General features: G+C 68.4%; 17 protein-coding genes and 2 riboswitches. Of the genes, 14 read left to right on the top strand and 3 right to left on the bottom strand.

What is annotated here, in order from left to right; translation table 11 throughout:
• Window positions 1-144: 144 nt before the first annotated feature.
• The 4 genes from ABEA39_RS06495 (at window position 145) to gcvP (ending at window position 5,544) form a co-directional block, all read left to right on the top strand.
• Window positions 145-747, top strand: a complete 603-nt coding sequence (locus ABEA39_RS06495; RefSeq protein ID WP_345374551.1) for an SseB family protein — start codon at window positions 145-147, stop codon at window positions 745-747.
• A 108-nt stretch (window positions 748-855) separates the two neighbouring features.
• Window positions 856-952: riboswitch (glycine riboswitch) on the top strand.
• Window positions 953-958: 6 nt separating this feature from the next.
• Window positions 959-1,068, top strand: a riboswitch (glycine riboswitch).
• Window positions 1,069-1,103: 35 nt separating this feature from the next.
• Entirely contained in the window at window positions 1,104-2,246 is a 1,143-nt protein-coding gene (gene gcvT / locus ABEA39_RS06490) for a glycine cleavage system aminomethyltransferase GcvT (protein ID WP_345374549.1), read from the top strand.
• An 11-nt stretch (window positions 2,247-2,257) separates the two neighbouring features.
• Window positions 2,258-2,632 (top strand): glycine cleavage system protein GcvH, encoded by a 375-nt coding sequence (gcvH, locus tag ABEA39_RS06485; RefSeq protein WP_345374547.1) that lies wholly within the window; start codon window positions 2,258-2,260, stop codon window positions 2,630-2,632.
• The gene (gene gcvP / locus ABEA39_RS06480) at window positions 2,629-5,544 is read left to right on the top strand and encodes an aminomethyl-transferring glycine dehydrogenase (RefSeq protein ID WP_345374545.1); all 2,916 of its coding nucleotides are present in this window, start codon (window positions 2,629-2,631) and stop codon (window positions 5,542-5,544) included. The genes gcvH and gcvP overlap by 4 nt, the downstream gene beginning before the upstream one ends.
• Before the next feature lie 155 nt (window positions 5,545-5,699).
• Here the strand turns inward: gcvP and ABEA39_RS06475 are convergent, their stop codons facing one another.
• The gene (locus ABEA39_RS06475) at window positions 5,700-6,524 is read right to left on the bottom strand and encodes a CPBP family intramembrane glutamic endopeptidase (RefSeq protein WP_345374542.1); all 825 of its coding nucleotides are present in this window, start codon (window positions 6,522-6,524) and stop codon (window positions 5,700-5,702) included.
• A 286-nt stretch (window positions 6,525-6,810) separates the two neighbouring features.
• Here ABEA39_RS06475 and ABEA39_RS06470 point away from each other — a divergent pair, with 286 nt between their 5' ends.
• The 3 genes from ABEA39_RS06470 to ABEA39_RS06460 all read left to right on the top strand — a co-directional run bounded on the left by ABEA39_RS06470 (window position 6,811) and on the right by ABEA39_RS06460 (window position 11,431).
• A complete protein-coding gene (locus ABEA39_RS06470; protein WP_345374540.1) occupies window positions 6,811-8,577 on the top strand; it encodes an ABC transporter family substrate-binding protein in 1,767 nt (588 codons plus the stop codon).
• Window positions 8,578-8,784: 207 nt separating this feature from the next.
• Complete coding sequence (locus tag ABEA39_RS06465; RefSeq protein ID WP_345374538.1) at window positions 8,785-10,302, top strand: ABC transporter permease; 1,518 nt, start codon at window positions 8,785-8,787, stop codon at window positions 10,300-10,302.
• A 58-nt stretch (window positions 10,303-10,360) separates the two neighbouring features.
• Window positions 10,361-11,431, top strand: coding sequence for an ABC transporter permease (locus ABEA39_RS06460; RefSeq protein ID WP_345374535.1), 1,071 nt, complete (start codon window positions 10,361-10,363; stop codon window positions 11,429-11,431).
• Window positions 11,432-11,466: 35 nt separating this feature from the next.
• Here ABEA39_RS06460 and ABEA39_RS06455 read toward each other — a convergent pair whose 3' ends face one another.
• Entirely contained in the window at window positions 11,467-12,093 is a 627-nt protein-coding gene (locus tag ABEA39_RS06455) for a PH domain-containing protein (RefSeq protein WP_345374533.1), read from the bottom strand.
• 98 nt (window positions 12,094-12,191) lie between these two features.
• Here ABEA39_RS06455 and ABEA39_RS06450 point away from each other — a divergent pair, with 98 nt between their 5' ends.
• From ABEA39_RS06450 to ABEA39_RS06425, 6 genes are all read left to right on the top strand, one after another.
• Window positions 12,192-13,973, top strand: coding sequence for an ABC transporter ATP-binding protein (locus tag ABEA39_RS06450; RefSeq protein WP_345374531.1), 1,782 nt, complete (start codon window positions 12,192-12,194; stop codon window positions 13,971-13,973).
• 237 nt (window positions 13,974-14,210) lie between these two features.
• Entirely contained in the window at window positions 14,211-16,118 is a 1,908-nt protein-coding gene (gene typA, locus ABEA39_RS06445) for a translational GTPase TypA (RefSeq protein WP_345374529.1), read from the top strand.
• A gap of 130 nt (window positions 16,119-16,248) precedes the next feature.
• Window positions 16,249-17,547 carry a DUF6113 family protein gene (locus ABEA39_RS06440; RefSeq protein WP_345374527.1) on the top strand — a complete coding sequence of 433 codons (1,299 nt, stop codon included), beginning with the start codon at window positions 16,249-16,251 and terminating at the stop codon, window positions 17,545-17,547.
• Window positions 17,544-17,870: a ferredoxin gene (fdxA, locus tag ABEA39_RS06435; protein ID WP_345374525.1), complete on the top strand. Its 327-nt coding sequence runs from the start codon at window positions 17,544-17,546 to the stop codon at window positions 17,868-17,870. The genes ABEA39_RS06440 and fdxA overlap by 4 nt, the downstream gene beginning before the upstream one ends.
• Before the next feature lie 6 nt (window positions 17,871-17,876).
• Window positions 17,877-18,992 carry a succinyldiaminopimelate transaminase gene (gene dapC, locus ABEA39_RS06430; protein WP_345374523.1) on the top strand — a complete coding sequence of 372 codons (1,116 nt, stop codon included), beginning with the start codon at window positions 17,877-17,879 and terminating at the stop codon, window positions 18,990-18,992.
• A 113-nt stretch (window positions 18,993-19,105) separates the two neighbouring features.
• Window positions 19,106-20,419, top strand: a complete 1,314-nt coding sequence (locus ABEA39_RS06425; protein ID WP_425556932.1) for a citrate synthase — start codon at window positions 19,106-19,108, stop codon at window positions 20,417-20,419.
• 146 nt (window positions 20,420-20,565) lie between these two features.
• On the opposite strand, the gene dapD is transcribed toward ABEA39_RS06425, so the two are convergent.
• A complete protein-coding gene (gene dapD / locus ABEA39_RS06420; protein ID WP_345374520.1) occupies window positions 20,566-21,537 on the bottom strand; it encodes a 2,3,4,5-tetrahydropyridine-2,6-dicarboxylate N-succinyltransferase in 972 nt (323 codons plus the stop codon).
• Window positions 21,538-21,639: 102 nt separating this feature from the next.
• Between dapD and dapE the strand changes: the two genes are divergently transcribed.
• A complete protein-coding gene (gene dapE, locus ABEA39_RS06415; RefSeq protein ID WP_345374518.1) occupies window positions 21,640-22,713 on the top strand; it encodes a succinyl-diaminopimelate desuccinylase in 1,074 nt (357 codons plus the stop codon).

Genomic DNA, 22,713 nt, shown 5'->3' with positions numbered 1-22,713 from the left:
CGGCGGCACGTCTTCGGGCCCTGACGTCCAGTCGACCAGCCGGAGGTGCGCGTTGCCTCCAACGCTTCACACCGTGCAGGGTCCTGCCCGGACACGCCGCCTCGGATTGAGGGCATTGGGAGGTTGAGGGAGCAGGGTGTCGGGATGACTTCCTCCGATGACACCGCCCGCGACGACGCCACCGCCGAGACGACTCCCTTCGACGACACTCAGGCCGAGATCCCCACGCAGGTGTTCGAGGCGGCGTCCAACGTCGACGAGAACGGCCTCGTGCGGCCGGTCGAAGGGCGCGAACTCAGCCCCCTCGAGCAGGCCATCCGCGACGGCCAGGCCGGCACCGGCGAGATGAACGAGGTCATCGGCCAGCTGGTGAACGCCCTCGTCGTCGTGCCCACGGCCACCGAGGTCAACCAAGACCTCAACGAGATGCAGCCCGTCCTGTTCGACCGCAACGGCACGCCCATGCTCGCCGCGTTCACGAACGTCGACCGCATCGCCAACGCCGTGGTCGAGGTCGCCCAGTACGCCGTCCAGCTTCCTGCCGCCGAGCTCATCCAGGCCATCCCCGCCGAGACCGGCCTCGTCATCAACCCGGGCAACACCGAGGGCTTCGAGATCCTCCCCGAGGGCGTCGTCCAGCTGATCAACGACGTCCGCGGCATGCTGGCCGCCCTCGAAGAGCAGCAGCAGGCCGAGCAGCCCACCACCCCCTCCAAGGTGTCGCCCTCCCAGATTCCCAACTTCTAGAGGGCCGGGGCCCGGGGCCGGGGGATGCCCGGCTCGGCCCCTGTGGAGAAGTCACCCGCCCGAAACACAGCGTTGCTAGGCTGAGCGCACAATCGAACATCGGGCCACGAACACGTCGCGGGAGAGCGCACGACCCTCACCGGTCGGCCACCGAAGGAGCAAGCATCCCCGCCAATCTCTCAGGTACACGAACCGCGACGTCCACATGCACTGTGGCCACTCTGAAAAGCAGGACGGAGTCATCCGTCCTCGCCCACGGTGAAAGCTCCCCCTTCCTGCGAGGGGGCGCGAAGCTCTCAGGCTCATGACAGAGGGGGATTCCTGCTGACACGCTCACCGAGCCTCCGGAGTCCCGTTTGACCGACGCAACCGTTCCCCCCGCCTCCGACGGGGTCGAGCCCCGCTACAGTCCCCTGCACGACGTCCACGTCGCGGCCGGCGCCAGCTTCACCGACTTCGCCGGATGGCAGATGCCGGTGCGGTACAGCTCCGACCTGGCCGAGCACCACGCCGTCCGCCAGGCCGCCGGCCTGTTCGACCTCTCGCACATGGCCGAGATCGCCGTCAGCGGTCCCGATGCCGGTGCCTTCCTCGACGCGGCGCTCGCCGGAACACTCTCCACGATCGCCGTGGGCCGCGCGAAGTACTCCCTTCTCCTCACCGCAGGGGGCGGGATCGTCGACGACCTGGTCGTCTATCGGCTCGACGAGCACGACTTCCTCGTCGTGGCGAACGCCGGTAATCGCAGCGCGGCCTTCGACTTGCTGGCGCACCGGGCCGACGGCTTCGACGTCACCGTCGACGACGAGAGCGACGACACCGCTCTCATCGCGATCCAGGGTCCGGAGGCCGAGGGGGTCCTCGACGAACTGATCACCGCAGACCGGTTGGCGCCCGACTCCCCGCTCTCCGAGCTCCGCTACTACCGTGTGCTTCAGGGCACCTTCGACGACGCCCCCGTGCTCATCGCCCGAACCGGCTACACCGGCGAGGACGGCTTCGAGCTCTACCTCGCCCCTGACGTCGCGCCGGCCCTCTGGCAGGCGCTGGCCGAGGCCGGGGCCCCGCGCGGCGTCGTCCCTGCGGGCCTCGCCTCCCGCGACACCCTCCGTCTCGAGGCCGGAATGCCCCTCTACGGGCACGAGCTCGGCCTGCACACCAAGCCCGCGCAGGCCGGGCTGGGGCGCGTGGTCGACATGAAGAAGTCGTCGTTCGCCGGCCGCGACCACGTCGAGCCCGAGGCGTCCGCCCGAGTGCTCGTGGGCCTCGCGCTGGAGGGCAAGCGGGCCGCTCGAGCGGACTACGCCGTCGTCGACCCGTCCGGCACCCCTGTCGGCGTCGTGACGAGCGGCGCCCTGTCGCCCACGCTCGGCCATCCCGTCGCGATGGCCTACGTCGATCCCGACTCCGCCGCGGTCGGCACGACGCTCGGCGTCGACGTGCGCGGCACCACGATCCCGGCGACCGTCGTCGCCCTCCCCTTCTACAAGCGCTCCTGAGAGGCCCTGCCATGACCGACCTGACCACGTTGAAGTACACCGCCGAGCACGAGTGGCTCCTCATCGAGGGCGACACCGCCACCGTGGGCATCACCGACTACGCCGCCGACAAGCTCGGCGACGTCGTCTACGTCGACCTCCCCGCCGTCGGCTCCGAGATCGAGGCCGGAAAGGTCGTCGGCGAGATCGAGTCGACCAAGTCGGTCGGCGAACTCTTCGCGCCGGTGCTCGGCACCGTCCTCGAGATCAACGACGCCGTCGTCGACAGCCCCGACCTGGTCAACTCCTCGCCGTTCGGCAACGGCTGGCTCGTCAAGATCACCATGTCCGGCGACCTGCCGGCACTCCTCTCCCGCGACGAGTACGTCGCCCTGACCGCCGAATGAGCGTCGTCGAGTCCGGCCCGGGGCTGGTCACCGGTTCCGCCGCCGAAGGATTCGTCGACCGACACATCGGCACGACTCCCGAAGACCAGAAGACGATGCTCGACGCGATCGGTCAGCCGAGCGTCGAGGCGCTGATGCGGGCGGCCGTGCCCGACTCGATCCACGCCCAGGCGCTCGGGTCGAGCATCCTGCCGTCGCCCATCGGCGAACAGGAGGCCCTGGTCGAACTGCGCTCGCTGGCGTCGCGGAACACGGTCAACCGCTCGTTCCTCGGGCTCGGGTACTACGGCACCGTCACCCCCGCCGTGATCCAGCGCAACGTGCTCGAGAACCCGAGCTGGTACACGGCGTACACGCCCTACCAGCCCGAGATCTCCCAGGGGCGCCTCGAGGCCCTGATCAACTTCCAGACGATGGTCGCCGAGCTGACCGGGCTCACCACGGCCAACGCCTCGATGCTCGACGAATCGACCGCGGTGGTGGAGGGCATGCTGCTCGCCCGCCGCGCGTCGAAGTCGGCGAGCAACCGGTTCGTCGTCGACACCGACGCCCTGCCGCAGACGCGCGCCCTGCTCAAGGGCCGTGCGGCCGCGGTCGGCATCGAGCTCGTCGAACTGCCGCTCGCCACAACCGGCGTCGACGCCCTGCCGGAGGCCTTCGGCGTCTTCGTCCAGTACCCCGGAGCGACCGGGAACGTCTTCGACCCGGCCGCGATCGTCGACCGCATCCACCTCGGCGGCGGCATCGCGGTCGTCGCCGCCGACCTGCTCGCGCTCACCCTCCTTCGCGCGCCCGGCGAGTTCGGGGCCGACGTCGCGGTCGGCACCAGCCAGCGCTTCGGGGTGCCCATGGGCTTCGGCGGCCCACACGCCGGGTACATGGCCGTCCGCACGGGGCTCGAGCGCCAGCTCCCCGGCCGCCTCGTCGGCGTCTCCCAAGACGCCGTCGGCAACCCCGCGTACCGCCTCAGCCTCCAGACGCGCGAGCAGCACATCCGCCGCGAGAAGGCCACGTCGAACATCTGCACCGCTCAGGTGCTCCTCGCGGTCATGGCGTCGATGTACGCGGTCTACCACGGCCCCTGGGGGCTCAAGCACATCGCGACCCGCACGCATCGGATGGCGACCGATCTCGCGGCCGGTGCCCAGGCCGCAGGGGTCGAGGTCGAGAACGACGTGTTCTTCGACACGCTGCTGCTGTCCGTCCCCGGGCGCGCTCACGAGCTCGTCGCTCGAGCGCACGACGCCGGCTACCTGCTGACCCTCGTGGACGAGGGCCGGATCAGTCTCTCGACCGACGAGACCACGACCCGTGACGACCTCGACCGCCTCGGCGAGATCCTCGGGTTCGCGGTGCCCTCCGAGTCCCGATCGTCGCTGCCCGACGACCTGCTCCGCACGAGCGACTACCTGACGCACCCGGTCTTCCGCACCCACCGCTCGGAGACGAGCATGATGCGCTACCTCAAGCACCTCGCCGACAAGGACTACGCCCTCGACCGCGGCATGATCCCGTTGGGCTCCTGCACGATGAAGCTGAATGCGGCGACCGAGATGGCCGCCGTCACCTGGCCCGAGTTCGCGAACATCCACCCGTTCGCACCGGCCTCCGACGTCGAGGGCTACCTCGAGCTCATCGGTCAGCTCGAGGGCTGGCTCTCCGAGGTCACCGGCTACGACACCGTCTCGCTGCAGCCGAACGCCGGCAGCCAGGGCGAGCTGGCCGGCCTGCTGGCCATCCGCGGCTTCCACCTCGCCAACGGCGACGACGCCCGCACGGTCTGCCTGATCCCGCAATCCGCGCACGGCACCAATGCGGCCAGCGCGGTCCTGGCGGGCCTCAGGGTCGTCGTGGTGGCCTGCGACGACGCCGGCGACGTCGACCTCGACGATCTCCGTGCCAAGGTGGCCGAGCACGCCTTAGAGCTCGCAGCGCTGATGGTCACGTACCCGTCGACGCACGGCGTGTACGAGCACGACATCCGCGCGATCACCGAGGCCGTGCACGAGGCCGGCGGCCAGGTGTACGTCGACGGCGCCAACCTCAACGCGCTTCTCGGGTTCGCCCGGTTCGGCGAGTTCGGGGGCGACGTGTCGCACCTCAACCTGCACAAGACCTTCTGCATCCCTCACGGCGGCGGCGGTCCGGGCGTCGGTCCGGTCGCGGCCAAGGCGCACCTCGCCCCGTTCCTGCCGGGGCATCCGCTGGCTCAGCAGGCGGATCGTCGAACCGGTGCTCCGGCGGCAGCCGCGGGCGACAGGCTCGCCCACGCGGGTGTGCCCGTGTCGGCTGCGCCCTACGGGTCCCCGAGCATCCTGCCGATCTCCTGGGCCTACGTCCGCATGATGGGCACCCAGGGCCTCACCGACGCGACCGGAGCCGCCGTGCTGGCGGCGAACTACGTCGCCTCCCGCCTTCGCGACCACTACCCGGTGCTCTACTCGGGCGAGAGCGGTCTCGTGGCGCACGAGTGCATCCTCGACCTGCGTCCGCTGCGCGACGCCACCGGGGTGACCGTCGACGACGTCGCCAAGCGGCTCATCGACTACGGGTTCCACGCTCCGACGATGTCGTTCCCGGTCGCCGGCACTCTCATGGTCGAGCCGACCGAGAGCGAGGACCTCGCCGAGATCGACCGGTTCGTCGAGGCGATGATCGCGATCAAGGCCGAGGCCGACCGCGTCGGGGCCGGCGAGTGGAGTGCTGACGACTCGCCGCTGCGCGGAGCACCGCACACGGCCGAGGCCGTCATCGCGGGCGAATGGAGCGCCGCCTACACGCGTGAAGAGGCCGTCTACCCGCTCAAGGCGCTCGTGCGTTCCAAGTACTGGCCGCCGGTGCGCCGCATCGACCAGGCCTGGGGCGACCGCAACCTGTTCTGCGCCTGCCCGCCGGTCGAGGCCTTCGCCTAGAGGGCGTCAGGCGAGTGTCCACTTGGTGTCGTCGACGCTGTGTTCGACGGCATCGGGTGGACACTCGCCACAGCTCCCTCGCGAGCTCCGTGTGCTGATGCAGACGGCGGCAGCGCCGAGATCGGGGGATGCCCGGGCCACGGCTCCACGTCACCTCAGTGGTGGGAGCCGAACAGAGCCGGGAACGCCGCCGCAGCCCAGGGGTAGCCGACGAACACGGCCGCATCCATGAAGAAGTGCGCGATCACGAGCGGCAGCACACGCCCGAAGCGGGTGTAGAGCCAGCCGAAGACGATGCCCATGACCGCGTTGCCGATGAACGCGCCGAAGCCCTGGTAGAGGTGATAGGTGCCGCGGAGGAGAGCGGCGGTGAGGATGATCGTCCAGGTCTTCCAGCCGAGGTCGCGGAGGCGGGCGTACAGGTACGCCACCACGATCACCTCCTCGGTCACGCCGGAGCGGAAGGCCGAGAAGAGCAGCACCGGCACGGTCCACCAGTGGGCCGCCAGGTTGGTCGGCACGACGTCGACGGAGATGCCGATCGCGCGGCCGACGAAGTAGAGCGCGATGCCGGGGATCCCGATCGCGAGGGCGAGAGCGACGCCGGCCAGGGCATCCCGCCCCAGTCGGTTGAAGGCGATGCCGAGACGCGCGAGATGCGGCGCGGTCTGCTTCCAGACGAGGAACGCGACCAGGACGACGGGCACCAGGTCGAAGCCGTTCGAGAGCACCTGATAGACGAAGTCGAACACGGGACGGGACGACTGCGAGGTGTTCAGCGTCGCGGTCTGGCTCGCGAGCGACTGCGTCCGGGTCAGCAGGTCGAGGATCTGGACCACGGAGTAGACGGCAGAGGCGCCGAGGGAGAGACCGAGGACGAGAAGGATCTCGGCCCGGACGCGGCCGCTGGAGACCCCGACGGGGAGGGCCTCGGCGAGCGGGAACGACGCCCTCGCGGACGGGGCGGGGTTACGCGACATCTGTCCTCCTGGTCCGGCCCATCATGTCAGACCATTACGGGGAGGTTGCGACCAGCGGGCACAACTGCATACTCCTCGTTTTGCACGAATGTTGCGCCGCCTGATCGATCGACGCAGGAATGTGACCAACCTCGCAAGGAATCCGCTTCGTGTGTTTCCGAGTCGTAACGGTTTCCGTCGCGGTTTGGCGTTTGGCAACGGTTTACTTATGGTCTTCTTATCCAGGCGGATCGCTGTGCGCTGCACGGCGCCGCTGTGCGTCACATTCCATCAGGAGGAACATTCAGTGAAAATCACTGGTAAGCGGATGCGCCCGCTCTTCGGCGCCCTTGCCCTCGCGGGAGCGGCCAGCATCGCTCTCGCCGGCTGCACCGCCTCGGGCAGCAGCGCGTCGTCGTCGTCGTCCTCGAGCGGCGGCAACATCACGATCGCCGAGGTCAACGAAGCCACGTCGTTCAACACCAACACGCCGCAGGGCAACCTCGACACCAACGGCCAGATCAACTACCTGACCCAGCCGCAGTTCTTCACGCTGGACCAGAAGTACAACATCGTCCCCAACACGGACCTCGGAACGTACAAGAAGATCAGCAGCGACCCGCTCAAGGTCGAGTACACGCTGAACAAGAACGCGAAGTGGTCCGACGGCGTCGCGATGACCGCCGACGACCTCATGCTCGGCTGGGCGATCAACTCGACCTACTACGACTCCTCCACGCTCGACGACGACGGCAACGTCACCAAGGGCACGCAGTACTTCTCCACCGCTGCCGGCAAGCTGTTCACGACGAACCTGCCGACCATCAGCAACGGCAACAAGACGATCACCTGGACCTACGACACGCCTTACGTGGACTGGAACATCGTCAACCCGATCCAGTTCCCGGCGCACATCGTCGCCAAGAAGGCAGGCGTTTCGACCGCCGCCCTGACCAAGGCGTTCATGGACACCCCCAAGGGAGACGCCGACAACCCGGCGGCCCCCAACGCGACCATCGAGGCCGCCGCCAAGTTCGTGAACACGGGCTACGACGCCACCTCGCTCCCCTCCGACAAAGACCTCCTGGTCTCCGGCGGCCCGCTCGAGGTCAGCGCCTGGACCCCGAAGCAGTCCATGACCTTCGTACCGAACCCCGAGTACACCGGTTCGCACAAGGTCAAGTTCTCGAAGCTGATCATGCGCTTCATCGGTGACGCCAACGCGCAGGTCACCGCTCTCCAGAACGGCGAGGTCGACGCGATCCAGCCGCAGGCCTCCGCCGACACCGTCAAGGCCCTCAAGGCCGCGTCGGGCACCAAGCTGCTCCAGGGCAGCCAGGTCGCCTACGACCACCTCGACCTCAACTTCGGGTCGACCGTGTTCGCCGACGAGAACGTCCGCAAGGCGTTCCTCGACACGATCCCCCGCGACGAGATCCTCAAGGCCATCGTCACGCCGATCAACTCGAAGGCCGAAGTCCTGAACTCGCAGATCTTCCTGCCCGGTCAGGCCGGTTACGACGAGGCCGTCAAGGCCAACGGCTCGAGCGACTACAACAGCGTCAACATCGACGCCGCCAAGAAGCTCCTCAACGGTGCGACCCCGACCGTGAAGATCCTCTACAACACCCAGAACCCGAACCGCGTCAACACCTTCCAGGCCATCCAGGCCTCGGCGGCGAAGGCCGGCTTCAAGGTGGTCGACGGTGGTTCCGCTCAGTGGAGCTCGCTCCTCACGACCGGTGACTACGACGCGTCGATCTTCGGCTGGATCAACCCGGGTGTCGGCAACGCCGCCATCCCGCAGCTCTTCCAGGCGAACAACCCGTCGAACTACAACAAGTTCAACGAGGCGGACGCCACGGCTCTGGCCAACAAGACCCAGACGACGCTCGACACCTCGACCCTTCAGGACGAGAAGATCCAGCTCGACACCCTGGCGTTCAAGGACGCCTACGGTCTGCCCCTCTTCCAGCTGCCCGGCATCTTCGCCACCAACAGCTCGATCAAGGGCATCGGCTACTTCGGTGGCCAGACCGGTCTCGTCTGGAACATCTGGGACTGGACCAAATAAGCAGCAGTCGACTGACGTCGGCGGGCGAGTGATCACCTCGCCCGCCGACTGAAGCAACGAGCAACAACATGGGTGGGCGTCGGGCTCTTCGGAGTCCGACGCCCTCGCCATGAGTTCAGCCGTAGTAACCTCGATCTGCTCTTCGTCAGCAGTCTCCAGCGCGCCTTCCGCAACGCAAAGGTCCCATCACAAATGGTCAGTTTCATCGTGAGACGCATCATCGTCTCCGTCCTCGTCCTCATCGCCGCGTCGTTCATCATGTACGTGCTCGTGGCGAACTCGGGCAATCCGCTCTCCGACCTCATCGGCAGTTCGTCGCCCAACAAGGCCGCGCTCATCGCCGCCCGGACGGCGCAGCAGCACTTGAACGTCATCCCTCCGCTCCGCTGGGGCATCTGGTTGAGCGGCGTCGGCAAGTGCATCATCCCCGTGGGGGGCGGCTGCGACCTCGGCACCAACTTCCAGGGTCAGCCCATCACCATCCTGCTGCCGGCGGCAATGACGTCGACCCTGCAGCTCGTGACCCTCTCGTTCATCCTCGCGATCGTCCTCGGTATCGCCCTCGGTGTCTTCACCGCTCTCCGCGTCTACAGCGGCTTCGACTACACGATCACGCTGTTCAGCTTCTTCCTCTACTCGCTGCCCTCCTTCCTGATGGCCGTGCTGTTGAAATCGTTCATCGCGCTCGGGTACAACAACTTCTTGCAAGACGCCCACATCCCGATCCTGAACCTGGTGATCATCGGTGTGGTGCTCGGCTTGATCGTCCAACTCATCGTCGGCGGCGACCTGCGCCGGCGCGCCATCGTGTTCGTCGGCACCGGTGTGCTCTCGGCCCTCATCCTCGGCGGCCTCTCGGCCAGCGACTGGTTCACGCATCCCTCGCTCGGACCGGTCTTCATCATCGTGTTCAACTGCGTCATCGGCTTCGTCGTCGTGTCGCTGCTCGCGGGTCTGAAGAACCGCCGTGCGATCCTGACCGCCGCGATCAACGTCCTGCTGTCGATCGTCGCGTACTACTCGCTGCAGTCGCTCTTCAACATCTCGACGCTCGGCACGATCCTCACCCTCGCGGTCATCACGTTGATCGTCGGTCTGCTCAGCGGCTACTTCGTGGGCGGCTACGACCGCGGCATGATGATGCGCATCGGCGCGCTCACCGGCGTCCTGTCGGCCGCGATCGTCCTCCTCGACCGGTTCGTCCAGTCGTGGGACAGCTACGTGCAGATGGTCGGCGGTCGCCCGATCGGCACCGTCGGCGCTCAAACGCCCTCCCTCGGCGGCAACTTCTGGATCAGCGGCATCGACACCTACACGCACCTCCTGCTGCCGACCATCAGCCTCCTGCTGATCAGCTTCGCGGGCTACACCCGTTACGCGCGGTCGGGGATGCTCGAGGTGCTCGACCAGGACTACGTGCGTACCGCCCGCGCCAAGGGACTTCCCGAGCGCACCGTCATCGTGCGGCACGCCCTCCGCAACATGCTGATCCCGATCGCGACACTGATCGCGACCGACATCGGTGCCCTGCTGGGTGGCGCGGTCATCACCGAGACCGTCTTCGCCATCAGCGGCATGGGCGCGCTCTTCAACACCGGTCTGCAGATCACCGACGTCAACTCGGTGATGGGCTACTTCCTCGTCGTCGCCATCACGGCCATCGGCTTCAACTTCCTGGCCGACCTCGCCTACTCGGCGCTCGACCCGCGGGTGCGTGTCCGATGACCCGGGCGCTCCCCACGACCGACACGACCGCGACCACCGACTCCCGAGAGGCCACCCGATGAGCTCCATCCAGGGCAACCCGCTCGAACCGAACCTCAACGACGGCGTCCAGGACGCCGCGAAGCTGGACGACAACCACCGCGGCGAGAGCCAGGGGCGGATCGTCTTCCGCCGCTTCCTCGGCAACCGACTCGCGGTCGTCGCCCTGATCGTCTACGTGCTGATCATCGTCTTCGCAGTCACGTCGATCGGTCTCGGCCCCATCCCGGGCTGGTGGAAGTTCGGCTACAAAGGCCTCAACCCGATCCAGAACGACGGCGGTGCGACTCTCTCGATCCTGCCGAAGTTCCTCGGCGGCGCCGGGTTCCACCTCGGCAACCACCCCTTCGGGCAGGACACGATCGGCAAGGACTACTTCGCGCTCGTCATGCGCGGCATCCAGAACTCCGTGCTGGTCATGATCGTCCTGGGCGTCACGGCGACGATCATCGGCGTGGTCGTCGGCGCGTTCGCCGGCTATTACCGCGGCGTCGTGGACGCCATCCTGATGCGCATCACGGACGTCTTCATCGTGATCCCGGCCCTCGTCGTCGGCGCCATCGTCGGAAAGTCGAGCGGCTCGGGCGGGTTCGGAGCCTTCGGCCTGGCCGTGCTCCTGGGGCTCGTCTCCTGGATGGTCATCGCCCGTCTGGTCCGGGCCGAGTTCCTGTCGTTGCGCGAACGCGAGTTCGTCGAGGCGGCGCGCGTCGCCGGGGCATCGGATGCGCGGATCATCTTCCGCCACATCCTCCCCAACGCGGTCGGCGTGATCATCGTCAGCTCCACGCTGCTGATCGCCTCGGCGATCCTGCTCGAGACCGCGATCAGCTACCTCAACTACGGCATCAAGTCGCCCGACTCGTCGCTCGGTCTTCTGATCAGTGCCAACCAGTCGGCGTTCCAGACCCGCCCGTGGCTGTTCTGGTGGCCCGCCTCCTTCATCGTGCTGCTGGCGCTCTGCGTCAACTTCGTCGGCGACGGTCTGCGCGACGCGTTCGACCCGCGCCAGAAGCGCTTCAGCCTGAAGAAGACGGCCGAGCCCGAGGCTCCCGCCGAGCCCGGTCTGACCACGTCTTCGACGCCGGCATGACCGACGTCCTCAGGGGCACGACGTTGGCCGGCGCGTCAGTGGCTCGAGAGCACGACTCCCGCAGCCACCGCGAGCACGACCGCGATGGCGGCCGGCAGCCAGAGCACGCTCGTCACGACGCGCGCCTCGTCGGCGCGGCCGACCTCGAGACGGCCCGAGTCGCGCAGGTCGTACCAGCGCTCGCGCACCATGTCGGCCGCTGCGCCCGACTCCGTGCTGAGCAGGTCGCTCGGTCGGGCCTGACCTCCGACGGCACCGCGCGGAGCGACGTTCCCGCTCCTCGACTGCCGCTTGGCCACGGCCGCTCCGGTGCGGCCCGGTGCGGGCGCGGCCCAGGCGACGTACTTGGCGCCCGGGGTGAACAGCGTCAGCGCGAACTTCGTGTCGACGTTGATGAGTGCCGCCCACGGCACGGTCTGCCGACGCAGCACGTTCACCAGGGTCACGCCGTCCTCGGCGACGACGAGGTGCGGACGCCAGAGCACGATCCACGCCACCACGGCGATGCACAGGCCCGGCAGCAGGGCCTGGAGGGTGTTCGCCGCGTCGCCGACGATCGTCGACACGACGACGAACGCGATCAGCACCCAGACCACGACGGCCAGCACTCGGTTGAAACGGGAGTGGAACTCGACGCTCTCGGCATCGCTCGATTCGACCATGCCCCCATCGTCCCAGCTTCCTCACTCTCTTCCTGCATTGCGGTCGTCACCGACCGAGACATCGCGGTCGTCACCGACCGAGAAAGGACCTCAGTCTGATGGCCCAGGTCACCACCGACACCCCCGCCTTCGACGGCCCCGTCCTCCAGGTCTCCGACCTCGACGTCGACTTCGCCGTGGACGGCACGTGGGTTCCCGCAGTCAAGAAGCTGAACTACTCGATCAAGGGCGGCGAGGTCATGGCGCTCGTCGGCGAGTCGGGCTCCGGCAAGAGCGTCAGCTCGATGTCGGTGCTCGACCTCCTGCCCCGCAACAGCCGCGTCGGCGGAAGCATCAAGCTCAAGGGGCGCGAGATCCGCGGGCTGTCCAAGAGCCAGATGCGCGAGATCCGCGGTGGCGAGATCGCCGTGATCTTCCAGGAGCCCATGACGGCCCTGAACCCGGTCTTCACGGTCGGATTCCAGATCGTCGAGACCCTCCGCGTGCACTACGGCATCTCGCCCCACGAGGCCCGCGATCGCGCCATCGAGCTGCTCGGAATGGTCGAGCTCCCCGACCCCGAGAAGGCCTTCAACTCGTACCCGCACCAGCTCTCCGGCGGTCAGCGTCAGCGCGCCATGATCGCCCAGTCGATCTCGTGCGACCCCGGCCTCCTCATCGCCGACGAGCCGACCACGGCCCTCGACGTCACGGTCCAGGCCGAGATCCTCGACCTCATCCGCAACCTCCGCGACCGTCTCGGCAGCGCCGTCCTCCTCATCACGCACGACATGGGCGTCGTCGCCGACCTGGCCGACCACATCGCGGTCATGCGCCAGGGCGAGGTCGTCGAGGCCGGCCCGACGCTCGAGATCTTCCGCAACCCGCAGCACGAGTACACCAAGGCCCTCCTGGCCGCCGTTCCGCACCTGGGCCAGGGCGGCGAGGGCGACGAGAGCGTCGACATCACCGAGACGATGGCCGAGACGGTCGGCACCATCTCCGGATCGGCTCCGGTCGTCACCGAACGCGAGGAGTACCTCTCCCGCCAGTCCGCTCCCGAGGGCGAGGCGGTCCTGTCCTTCGACGACGTCGTCATCGAGTACCCGGGCCGTGGTCGCGTGAAAGCGTTCCGCGCCATCGACCACGTGTCGCTCACCGTGCACAAGGGCGAGGTCGTCGGCCTGGTCGGCGAGTCCGGTTCGGGCAAGACGACGCTCGGTCGTGCCGGCATCGGTCTGCTGCCCATCACCGAGGGCAAGCTCGACGTCGTCGGGGTCGACCTGTCGAAGCCGAACCGGAGTCTGGTCCGCCAGGTGCACAAGAACGCCGGAATCGTCTTCCAAGACCCGTCCTCGTCGCTCAACCCCCGCATGTCCATCGGCGAGAGCATCGGCGAACCCCTCCTCCTGGCCAAGAAGTCCAAGGGTCAGGGCCTCGTCCGCGAGGTCGAGACCCTGCTCGACAGTGTCAAACTGCCGCGCAGCTACCGCAACCGCTACCCGCACGAGCTGTCGGGCGGGCAGAAGCAGCGCGTCGGCATCGCCCGTGCGCTGGCCCTGCGCCCGGAGCTCCTCATCGCCGACGAGCCGACCTCGGCCCTCGACGTGTCGGTGCAGGCCACCGTGCTCGAACTCCTTCGCGAGCTGCAGCGCGAGTTCCAGTTCGCCTGCCTCTTCATCACGCACGACCTGGCGGTCATCGACATCCTCGCCGACCGCATCGCCGTCATGCACCTCGGCAGGCTCGCCGAGGTGGGCACCCGCGACGAGATCCTGCGCCACCCGAAAGACCCGTACACGCAGCGCCTCATCGCAGCCGTGCCTCTGCCCGACCCCGAGATCCAGCGCGACCGCCGCGAGCTCCGCGCCAAGATCATGGCGGCGGGCGCCGACGAATAACCCCTGCGAGAGCGCGGGATGCACGGGCCGGGCCCCGGGGGAGGAATCCCTCGGGGCCCGGCCTCCGTTCACGCGTCGGCCGGTGCATCCCCCGTTTTCGCCCGAATCGCGGCCGATGTCCGCCCTCAGAGGACGAAACCCCCGGTTCACGCGGCCTCGGGTAGACTCTGTAGGTCGCGGCACTGCCGCGCCTCGAGACTTTTCTCCCCAAACCCCCATTAGAAACGGTGCACAACTATGGCGACTGCCATCCGCAGTGACCTGCGCAACGTGGCAATCGTTGCCCACGTCGACCACGGCAAGACCACGCTCGTCGACGCGATGCTGAAGCAGACCAACTCCTTCGACGCCCACTTCGACACCGAAGACCGCATGATGGACTCCAACGAGCTCGAGCGCGAAAAGGGCATCACGATCCTCGCGAAGAACACCGCGGTGCTCTACAACGGTGTCCACGCGACCGACGGCCCCATCACGATCAACGTGATCGACACCCCCGGCCACGCCGACTTCGGTGGCGAGGTCGAGCGCGGCCTCTCCATGGTCGACGGCGTCGTCCTGCTCGTCGACGCGTCCGAGGGCCCGCTGCCCCAGACCCGATTCGTGCTCCGCAAGGCCCTGGCCGCGAAGCTCCCCGTCATCCTGCTGGTCAACAAGACCGACCGCCCCGACGCGCGCATCGACGAGGTCGTCGCCGAGAGCCAGGACCTCCTCCTCGGCCTCGCCTCCGACCTGGCCGACGAGGTCGAAGACCTCGACCTCGACGCCATCCTCGACGTGCCCGTGGTCTACGCCTCGGGCCGTAACGGCGCCGCCTCGATCAACAAGCCGGAGAACGGCACGCTGCCCGACAACGACGACCTCGAGCCGCTGTTCGACGCGATCCTCAAGCACGTCCCGGCGCCGACCTACGACGACGAGCACCCCCTCCAGGCTCACGTCACCAACCTCGACGCGTCGCCGTTCCTCGGTCGTCTCGCCCTCCTCCGCGTCTTCCACGGCACGCTGAAGAAGGGCCAGACCGTCGCCTGGGTCAAGCACGACGGTTCGGTGCAGAACGCCCGCATCACCGAGCTCCTCATCACGAAGGCGCTCAGCCGCTACCCCGCCGAGAGCGCGGGCCCCGGCGACATCGTCGCCGTCGCCGGCTTCGACACCATCACAATCGGCGAGACCCTCTCCGACCCCGACGACGTGCGCCCCCTGCCGACCATCACGGTCGACGACCCGGCCATCTCGATGACCATCGGCACGAACACCTCGCCGATCATCGGCAAGGTCAAGGGCCACAAGCTCACCGCCCGCATGGTGAAAGACCGTCTCGACCGCGAGCTCATCGGTAACGTCTCGCTCAAGGTCGAAGACATCGGGCGTCCCGACGCCTGGGAGGTCCAGGGCCGTGGCGAGCTCGCGCTGGCCATCCTGGTCGAGCAGATGCGTCGCGAGGGCTTCGAGCTCACCGTCGGCAAGCCCCAGGTCGTCACGCGTCGCGTCGACGGCAAGCTCCAGGAGCCCTTCGAGCACATGACCATCGACGTGCCCGACGAGTACCTCGGTGCCGTCACGCAGCTCATGGCCGCTCGCAAGGGCCGCATGGAGAACATGGCGAACCACGGCTCGGGCTGGGTCCGCATGGAGTTCATCGTTCCCGCCCGTGGCCTGATCGGCTTCCGCACGCAGTTCCTCACCGACACGCGCGGCACCGGTATCGCCAACGGCATCTCGCACGGCTACGACGCCTGGGCCGGTGAGATCTCGACCCGCACCAACGGCTCGATCATCGCCGACCGCGCCGGCGTCGTCACGCCCTTCGCCATCATCAACCTCCAGGAGCGCATGACCTTCTTCGTGCAGCCCACCGAAGAGGTCTACGAGGGCATGGTCGTGGGCGAGAACTCGCGCGCCGACGACATGGACGTGAACATCACCAAGGAGAAGAAGCTGACCAACATGCGTCAGTCGACGGCCGACAACTTCGAGTCGATGACCCCCTCCAAGGTGCTGTCGCTCGAAGAGGCCCTCGAGTTCGCCGGCGACGACGAGTGCGTGGAGGTCACCCCCGAGGCGATCCGCATCCGCAAGGTCGAGCTCGACGCCTCCGCGCGTCAGCGCAGCACCGCGCGTCTGAAGAAGCAGAACGCGTAGCTCGCACCCGCTCCAGGCGAACGCCCCCGGCCGTGAGGTCGGGGGCGTTTCCCGTTCCCGCTCCGCCCTCGGTCCCCGTTCCGCCCTCGGTCCAGCAGGCACTCCGCCCCAGCCCGTATTCTGGCCAGTGATGTCTTCCCCCGATGCCCTCGCTCCGAGCCGCGCCGACGGCGTGCCGCTCGACCGCGTCCTCCTGGTCCACGCCCACCCCGACGACGAGACGATCACGACCGGGGCCACGCTCGCGGCCCTCGTCGACGCCGGCGCCCGAGTCACCGTCGTGACCTGCACCCGCGGCGAGCTGGGCGAGGTCATGCCCGACGACCTGGCCGCGCTGCGCACCGATCCGGCCGCCCTGGCCGTGCACCGCGAGGGTGAGATCGCTCGTGCGATGCAGGTCCTCGGGGTCCGTGATCATCGTTTCCTCGGCGCTCCCGGGGCCCGCACGGCGGGTCTCGCCCCCCGTCCCTACCGCGACTCCGGCATGCAGTGGAGCGCCGAGGGTGTTCCCGTGCCCGTGGCCGACCTCGACCCGGCGTCGTTCTGCGCCGCCGAGTTCTCCGAGATCGTCTCCGATCTCGCAGCCGTGGTGGCCGACCTCGAACCCACCGCCATCGTCAGCTACGACACCGACGGCGGCTACGGACACCCCGACCACGTGCGGGTCAACCGTGCTGCGCTGCAGGTGGCCCGCCTCACGGGGGTGCCCTTCTTCGCCATCACCGGCGGCACCGCGCATCCCGAAGCCGGCGCTCTCGGCCCGGTCGCGAGTGCGGACGTCGTCATCGACGGCTCCCGGCTGATCGACCGAAAGGTGGATGCCCTGCGCGAGTACCGCACGCAGGTGGCAGTCGTGACGACCGCAGGGGGTCCGGCCCTCGAGTTCCCGCACGGCGCCGTCGAGCCCGTCTCGGTGGTCGAGACCTTCCGTCACCAGGCCGAGCCGCTGCCGCCCGTGACGTCGTCCGCACCCGACATGGCGGAGCTCGGTCGGTCGGGCCGAGCAGTGACACTGATCCTCGCCCTCGTCGTCGGCGCGCTCTTCGGAGCCATCGGATCGGTCTCGTACCAGATCGACGCCGGGTCGTTCCCGATCGGGATCGTGCTGTCGCTCGTCGTCGTCGCCGTCCTCCTCCTGGGGTTCCGGGTCCTCTTCGATTCGAGGCGGGTGGCCGCGTTCGCCGCCGTGGGCGTCCTGGTGGTCCTGGTGCTGCTGTCGTTCCAGAGCGCCGGCGGTTCGGTGCTGATCACGGGCGACGCCCTCGGCCTGGTCTGGATCTTCGGCGCGGTGGTCATCGCGCTCTTCGTGGTCGGGTGGCCGAAGCTCCCGTCCCGCGGCACGAGGCGGCCAGGAGCGGGCGATAAGATGAAGGCCTCGCTGCAGGATTCCCAAGGCCTGCCCGACGCGAAGGAACAGCCCCGCCCGTGACGTACGTGATCGCCCTGCCCTGTGTCGATGTCAAAGACCGCGCCTGCATCGACGAGTGTCCGGTCGACTGCATCTACGAGGGTGAACGCTCGCTCTACATCCACCCCGACGAGTGCGTCGACTGCGGCGCCTGCGAGCCCGTCTGCCCCGTCGAGGCGATCTACTACGAAGACGACCTGCCCGACAAGTGGGCCGACTACTACAAGGCCAACGTCGAGTTCTTCGACGAGATCGGTTCGCCCGGCGGCGCGGCCAAGGTCGGCGTCATCGCCAAAGACCACCCGATCATCGCGGCCCTGCCCCCGCAGGGCGCCGACGCCTGATCCGTCGTGGCCCTCGACCTCCCCGAGTTCCCGTGGGACAGCCTCGCTGACGCCACGGCCGTCGCCCGCTCCCACGAGGGCGGCATCGTCGACCTCTCGGTCGGGTCTCCGGTCGATCCCACTCCCGCGCTGATCCGCACGGCTCTGGCCGAGGCCACCGACGCACACTCCTACCCGCAGGTCGCGGGCACTCCGGCGCTGCGTGCTGCGATCTCGGAGTGGTACGCGCGTCGTCGCGGCGTCACCGGGCTGACCGACGCGAACGTCCTCCCGACCATCGGCTCCAAAGAGCTCATCGCGGGCATGGCCCTCTGGCTCGGCCTCGGCCCCGGCGACACGATCGTCTACCCGACCAACGCCTACCCGACCTACGAGCTCGGCGCCGCGCTCGTCGGCGCGACGGCGCTGGCCTCCGACGACCCGACCGAATGGCCCGCCTCCACGAGGCTCGTCTGGTTGAACAGTCCGGGCAACCCCGACGGCACGGTGCTCTCGATCGAGCAGTTGCGACTGGCCGTGGCCCGGGCGCGCGAGCTCGGTGCAGTGATCGCCGGCGACGAGTGCTACGCCGAGCTCGGCTGGGAGGGGGAGTGGGCCGACCAGCCCACCCCGTGCATCCTCGATCCCCGCGTCATCGGCGACAGCCGACACAACGTGATCTCCGTCTACTCGCTCTCGAAGCAGTCCAACCTGGCCGGCTACCGGGCCGGGTTCATCGCCGGGTGCGCGGAGGTCGTCGGTCAACTCCTCGCGGTCCGCAAGCACGCGGGTCTCATGCCCCCGGCCCCGGTCCAGCAGGCGATGGTGGTGGCTCTCGGCGACGAGGCCCACGTCGCCGCGCAGAAAGACCTGTACCGCGGTCGCCGTCAGCGCCTGTCGGCCGCGCTCGAGCAGGCGGGCTACCGCATCGATGGCAGCGAGGCCGGGCTCTACCTCTGGGCCACCCGCGACGAAGACGCCTGGGCCACCGTCGACCGCCTCGCCCGTCTCGGCATCCTCGTCGCTCCCGGCACGTTCTACGGCACGGCAGGCGGCTCTCACGTCCGGATCGCCCTCACCACCACCGACGAGCGGATCGACGCGGCGGTGGCCCGGCTCGAGGCCGTGTCCGTCCCGGCCTGAGCCCTTCCGAGTCGTCGGGACGGTGCATCCCGCGTTCGCCCCGCATCGCGCCGAGGTTGCACCGCTCCAAACGGATGTGCCGATTCGCGCCCCGAGGCGATTAGGCTGGCGTGGTGACTGACACTGCCAAAGACGCCCAGAAGGCCACGCCGCAGACCGCAACCGTGACGATCGGCGAGACGACCGCCGAGTTCCCGATCCTCGCGAGTACCGACGGGGCGTCGAGCGTCGACATCTCGACGTTCATGAAGCAGACCGGCTACTCGACCCTCGACTCCGGCTTCGTGAACACGGCCGCGACGAAGAGCGCGATCACCTACATCGACGGCGACCAGGGCATCCTGCGCTATCGCGGGTACCCGATCGAGCAGGTCGCCGAGAACAGCACCTTCCTCGAGACCGCGTGGCTCCTCATCTACGGCGAGCTGCCCACGGCCGACGAGCTGAAGTCGTTCGACGAGCGCATCCGTCGTCACACGCTCCTGCACGAAGACCTCCGTCGGTTCTTCGACGCCCTCCCCGCCAACGCCCACCCGATGTCGGTCCTGTCGAGCGCCGTGGGTGCGCTGTCGACGTTCTACGAAGACACGATGGACGTGCACGACGCCGCCCAGGTCGAACTGCAGACGATCCGTCTGCTGGCCAAGCTCCCGGTCATCGCGGCCTACGCGCACAAGAAGAGCCTCGGGCAGGCGTTCCTCTACCCCGACAACTCGCTCAGCTTCGTCGACAACTTCCTGAAGCTGAACTTCGGCACCATGGCCGAGCCGTACGTCATCAACCCGGTGCTCTCCAAGGCCCTCGAGCGTCTCCTCATCCTCCACGAAGACCACGAGCAGAACGCGTCGACCTCGACGGTCCGCCTGGTCGGCTCGACCGAGGCCAACATGTACTCGTCCATCTCGGCGGGCATCTCGGCGCTCTACGGACCGCTGCACGGCGGCGCGAACGAGGCCGTGCTGAAGATGCTGGCCGACATCCGCGACTCCGGCCAGGGCGTCGCCCGGTTCGTCGAGCGCGTCAAGAACAAAGAAGACGGCGTCAAGCTGATGGGCTTCGGGCACCGCGTCTACAAGAACTACGACCCGCGGGCGAAGCTCGTCAAAGAGAGCGCCGACGAGGTGCTCGCCGCCCTCGGCGTGAAAGACGAGCTGCTCGACATCGCCCTCGAGCTCGAGCAGGTGGCGCTCTCCGACGAGTACTTCATCTCGCGCCGGCTCTACCCCAACGTCGACTTCTACACCGGCATCATCTACAAGGCGATGGGCTTCCCGCCGCGCATGTTCACGGTGCTGTTCGCGATCGGACGCCTGCCCGGCTGGATCGCCCACTGGCGTGAGATGAACCTGGACAAGGCCACGAAGATCGGCCGCCCGCAGCAGCTGTACATCGGCTCGCCGGCGCGCGACTGGCCGACCGACCGCTGAGCCGCGGCCGATCGGCGACGAGGAGAACGCGCGATTTCACGGACAACGCGGCCAGAGAACGGCGCGTTCTCCGTGAAATCGCGCGTTCTTGCCAGACGGGGCGGGTTCCCGAGACAGAGACAGTCCGGCCGGCGCCTCGAGCCCGTCTACGCGTGCAGCGCCGCGTTCAGCGCGATGCCGAAGCCCTTCCGCTGGATGACCTCGACGGCTCCGGTCAACGAGTTGCGGCGGAAGAGCAGCCCGCTCCGGCCCGAGAGCTCGACGGCCTTGACGGTCTGCGGCTTGCCGGACGGGTCGGTCGCGCCGACGACCAGCACCTTGGTGCCCGCCGTCACGTAGAGGCCCGCCTCGACCACCGAGTCGTCGCCGATCGAGATGCCGATGCCGGAGTTCGCGCCGAGAAGCGCCCGCTCGCCGATCGAGATCCGCTGAGTGCCGCCACCCGAGAGGGTGCCCATGATCGACGCGCCGCCCCCGATGTCGGAGCCGTCGCCGACCACCACGCCCTGAGAGATGCGCCCTTCGACCATCGAGGTGCCGATGGTGCCGGCGTTGAAGTTGACGAAGCCCTCGTGCATCACCGTCGTGCCAGGAGCGAGGTGGGCGCCCAGCCGCACGCGCGAGGCGTCGGCGATCCGCACGCGCTCGGGCACGACGTAGTCGAGCAGCCGCGGGAACTTGTCGATCCCGCTGGCCACGATCCCGGCGCGCTGCAGCGACATGCGCAGTCGCGCGAAGTCCGTGGGATGCACGGGCCCGGCATTCGTCCAGACCACCGTGGGCAGGAACCCGAAGATGCCGTCGAGGTTGACGGTGTTGGGCTTGACGAGAAGGTGGCTGAGCAGGTGCAGGCGCAGGTAGGCGTCCTGCGTGGAGGCGGGCGCCTCGTCGAGGTCGATCTGCACGGTCGTCGGAGCGAGCTCCACTCCGCGGCGGGGGTCGTGACCCGCGAGGGACTCGGTCTCGGCGGGAGGAATCGCGGCGTCGCGGTCGGCGGGGAATTCGCCGAGCTTCGGCGACGGGAACCAGGTGTCGAGGACGGTGCGGTCCGACGAGACCGTGGCGAGGCCGTAGCCCCAGGCGTGGCGGGGCGCGGGCGACGTCTGTTCGATGCTCATGGATACGAGCGTATCGGGGCGGGGAGGGGCCTCGGAGCAGGGGTGGCCCGTGCATCCCACGCTCTTACTCGCCGTTTATGGGCGCAGGTTAGGCTGATGGCCATGCCGTCTCTCGACCTCACCACGACCTCGATCGACCTCACCCGCCAGCTCTGCGACATCGAGTCGGTGTCGGGCGACGAGAAGGTCGTCGCCGACGAGATCTGGGCGGTGCTGACGGCCGCGCCGCACCTCGACCTGTTCCGCGACGGCGACGCCATCGTGGCCCGCACGAACCTCGGGCGCGAGCGCCGCGTCGTCATCGCCGGGCACATCGACACGGTGCCGATCAACGCCAACGTGCCGACCCGCTACGAGACGATCGACGACGTCGAATATCTGTGGGGCCGCGGCACGGTCGACATGAAGGGGGGATGCGCGGTGCAGCTCAAGCTGGCCGTCGAGCTCTCCGAGCCCCTCGTCGACGTGACCTGGGTCTGGTACGACCACGAAGAGGTCTCCGACGCCCTGAACGGCCTCGGCCGCCTCTCGCGGGTGCGCCCCGACCTGCTCGCCGCCGACTTCGCCATCCTGATGGAGCCGTCGAACGCCAGCGTGGAAGGCGGGTGCAACGGCAACCTGCGAGCCGAGATCCGCACGTTCGGGCTGCGCTCGCACAGCGCCCGGTCGTGGCTTGGCGACAACGCGATCCACAAGGCCGCACCGATCCTCGACATCCTGGCCGGCTACGAGGCCCGCGAGGTCGAGGTCGACGGGCTGGTCTACCGCGAGGGCCTGAACGCCGTGGGCATCTCGGGCGGGGTGGCCGGAAACGTGATCCCCGACGAGGCGATGGTCCACGTCAACTACCGGTTCGCCCCCTCGCGCAGCGCCGACGAGGCCGTGGCTCACATCACAGAGCTGTTCGGCGACTTCGAGGTCACGATCGTCGACCTCGCCGCCGGTGCCCGTCCGGGTCTCGACGCGCCGCTGGCTCAAGAGTTCCTGGCCGCCGTCGGCGGCACGGCCGCGCCGAAGTACGGCTGGACGGACGTCGCCCGCTTCTCCGCCCTCGGCATCCCCGCGGTCAACTACGGCCCCGGCGACCCGCAGAAGGCCCACGCCGACGACGAGCGCGTGGCGGTCCGAGAAATCACCGAGTGCGAACGCGGCCTGCGGGCGTGGCTGACGGCCTGA

This window comes from Frondihabitans cladoniiphilus (genome assembly GCF_039544345.1).
Classification (GTDB): domain Bacteria; phylum Actinomycetota; class Actinomycetes; order Actinomycetales; family Microbacteriaceae; genus Frondihabitans; species Frondihabitans cladoniiphilus.
This window is presented reverse-complemented; position numbering and strand designations above follow the sequence as displayed.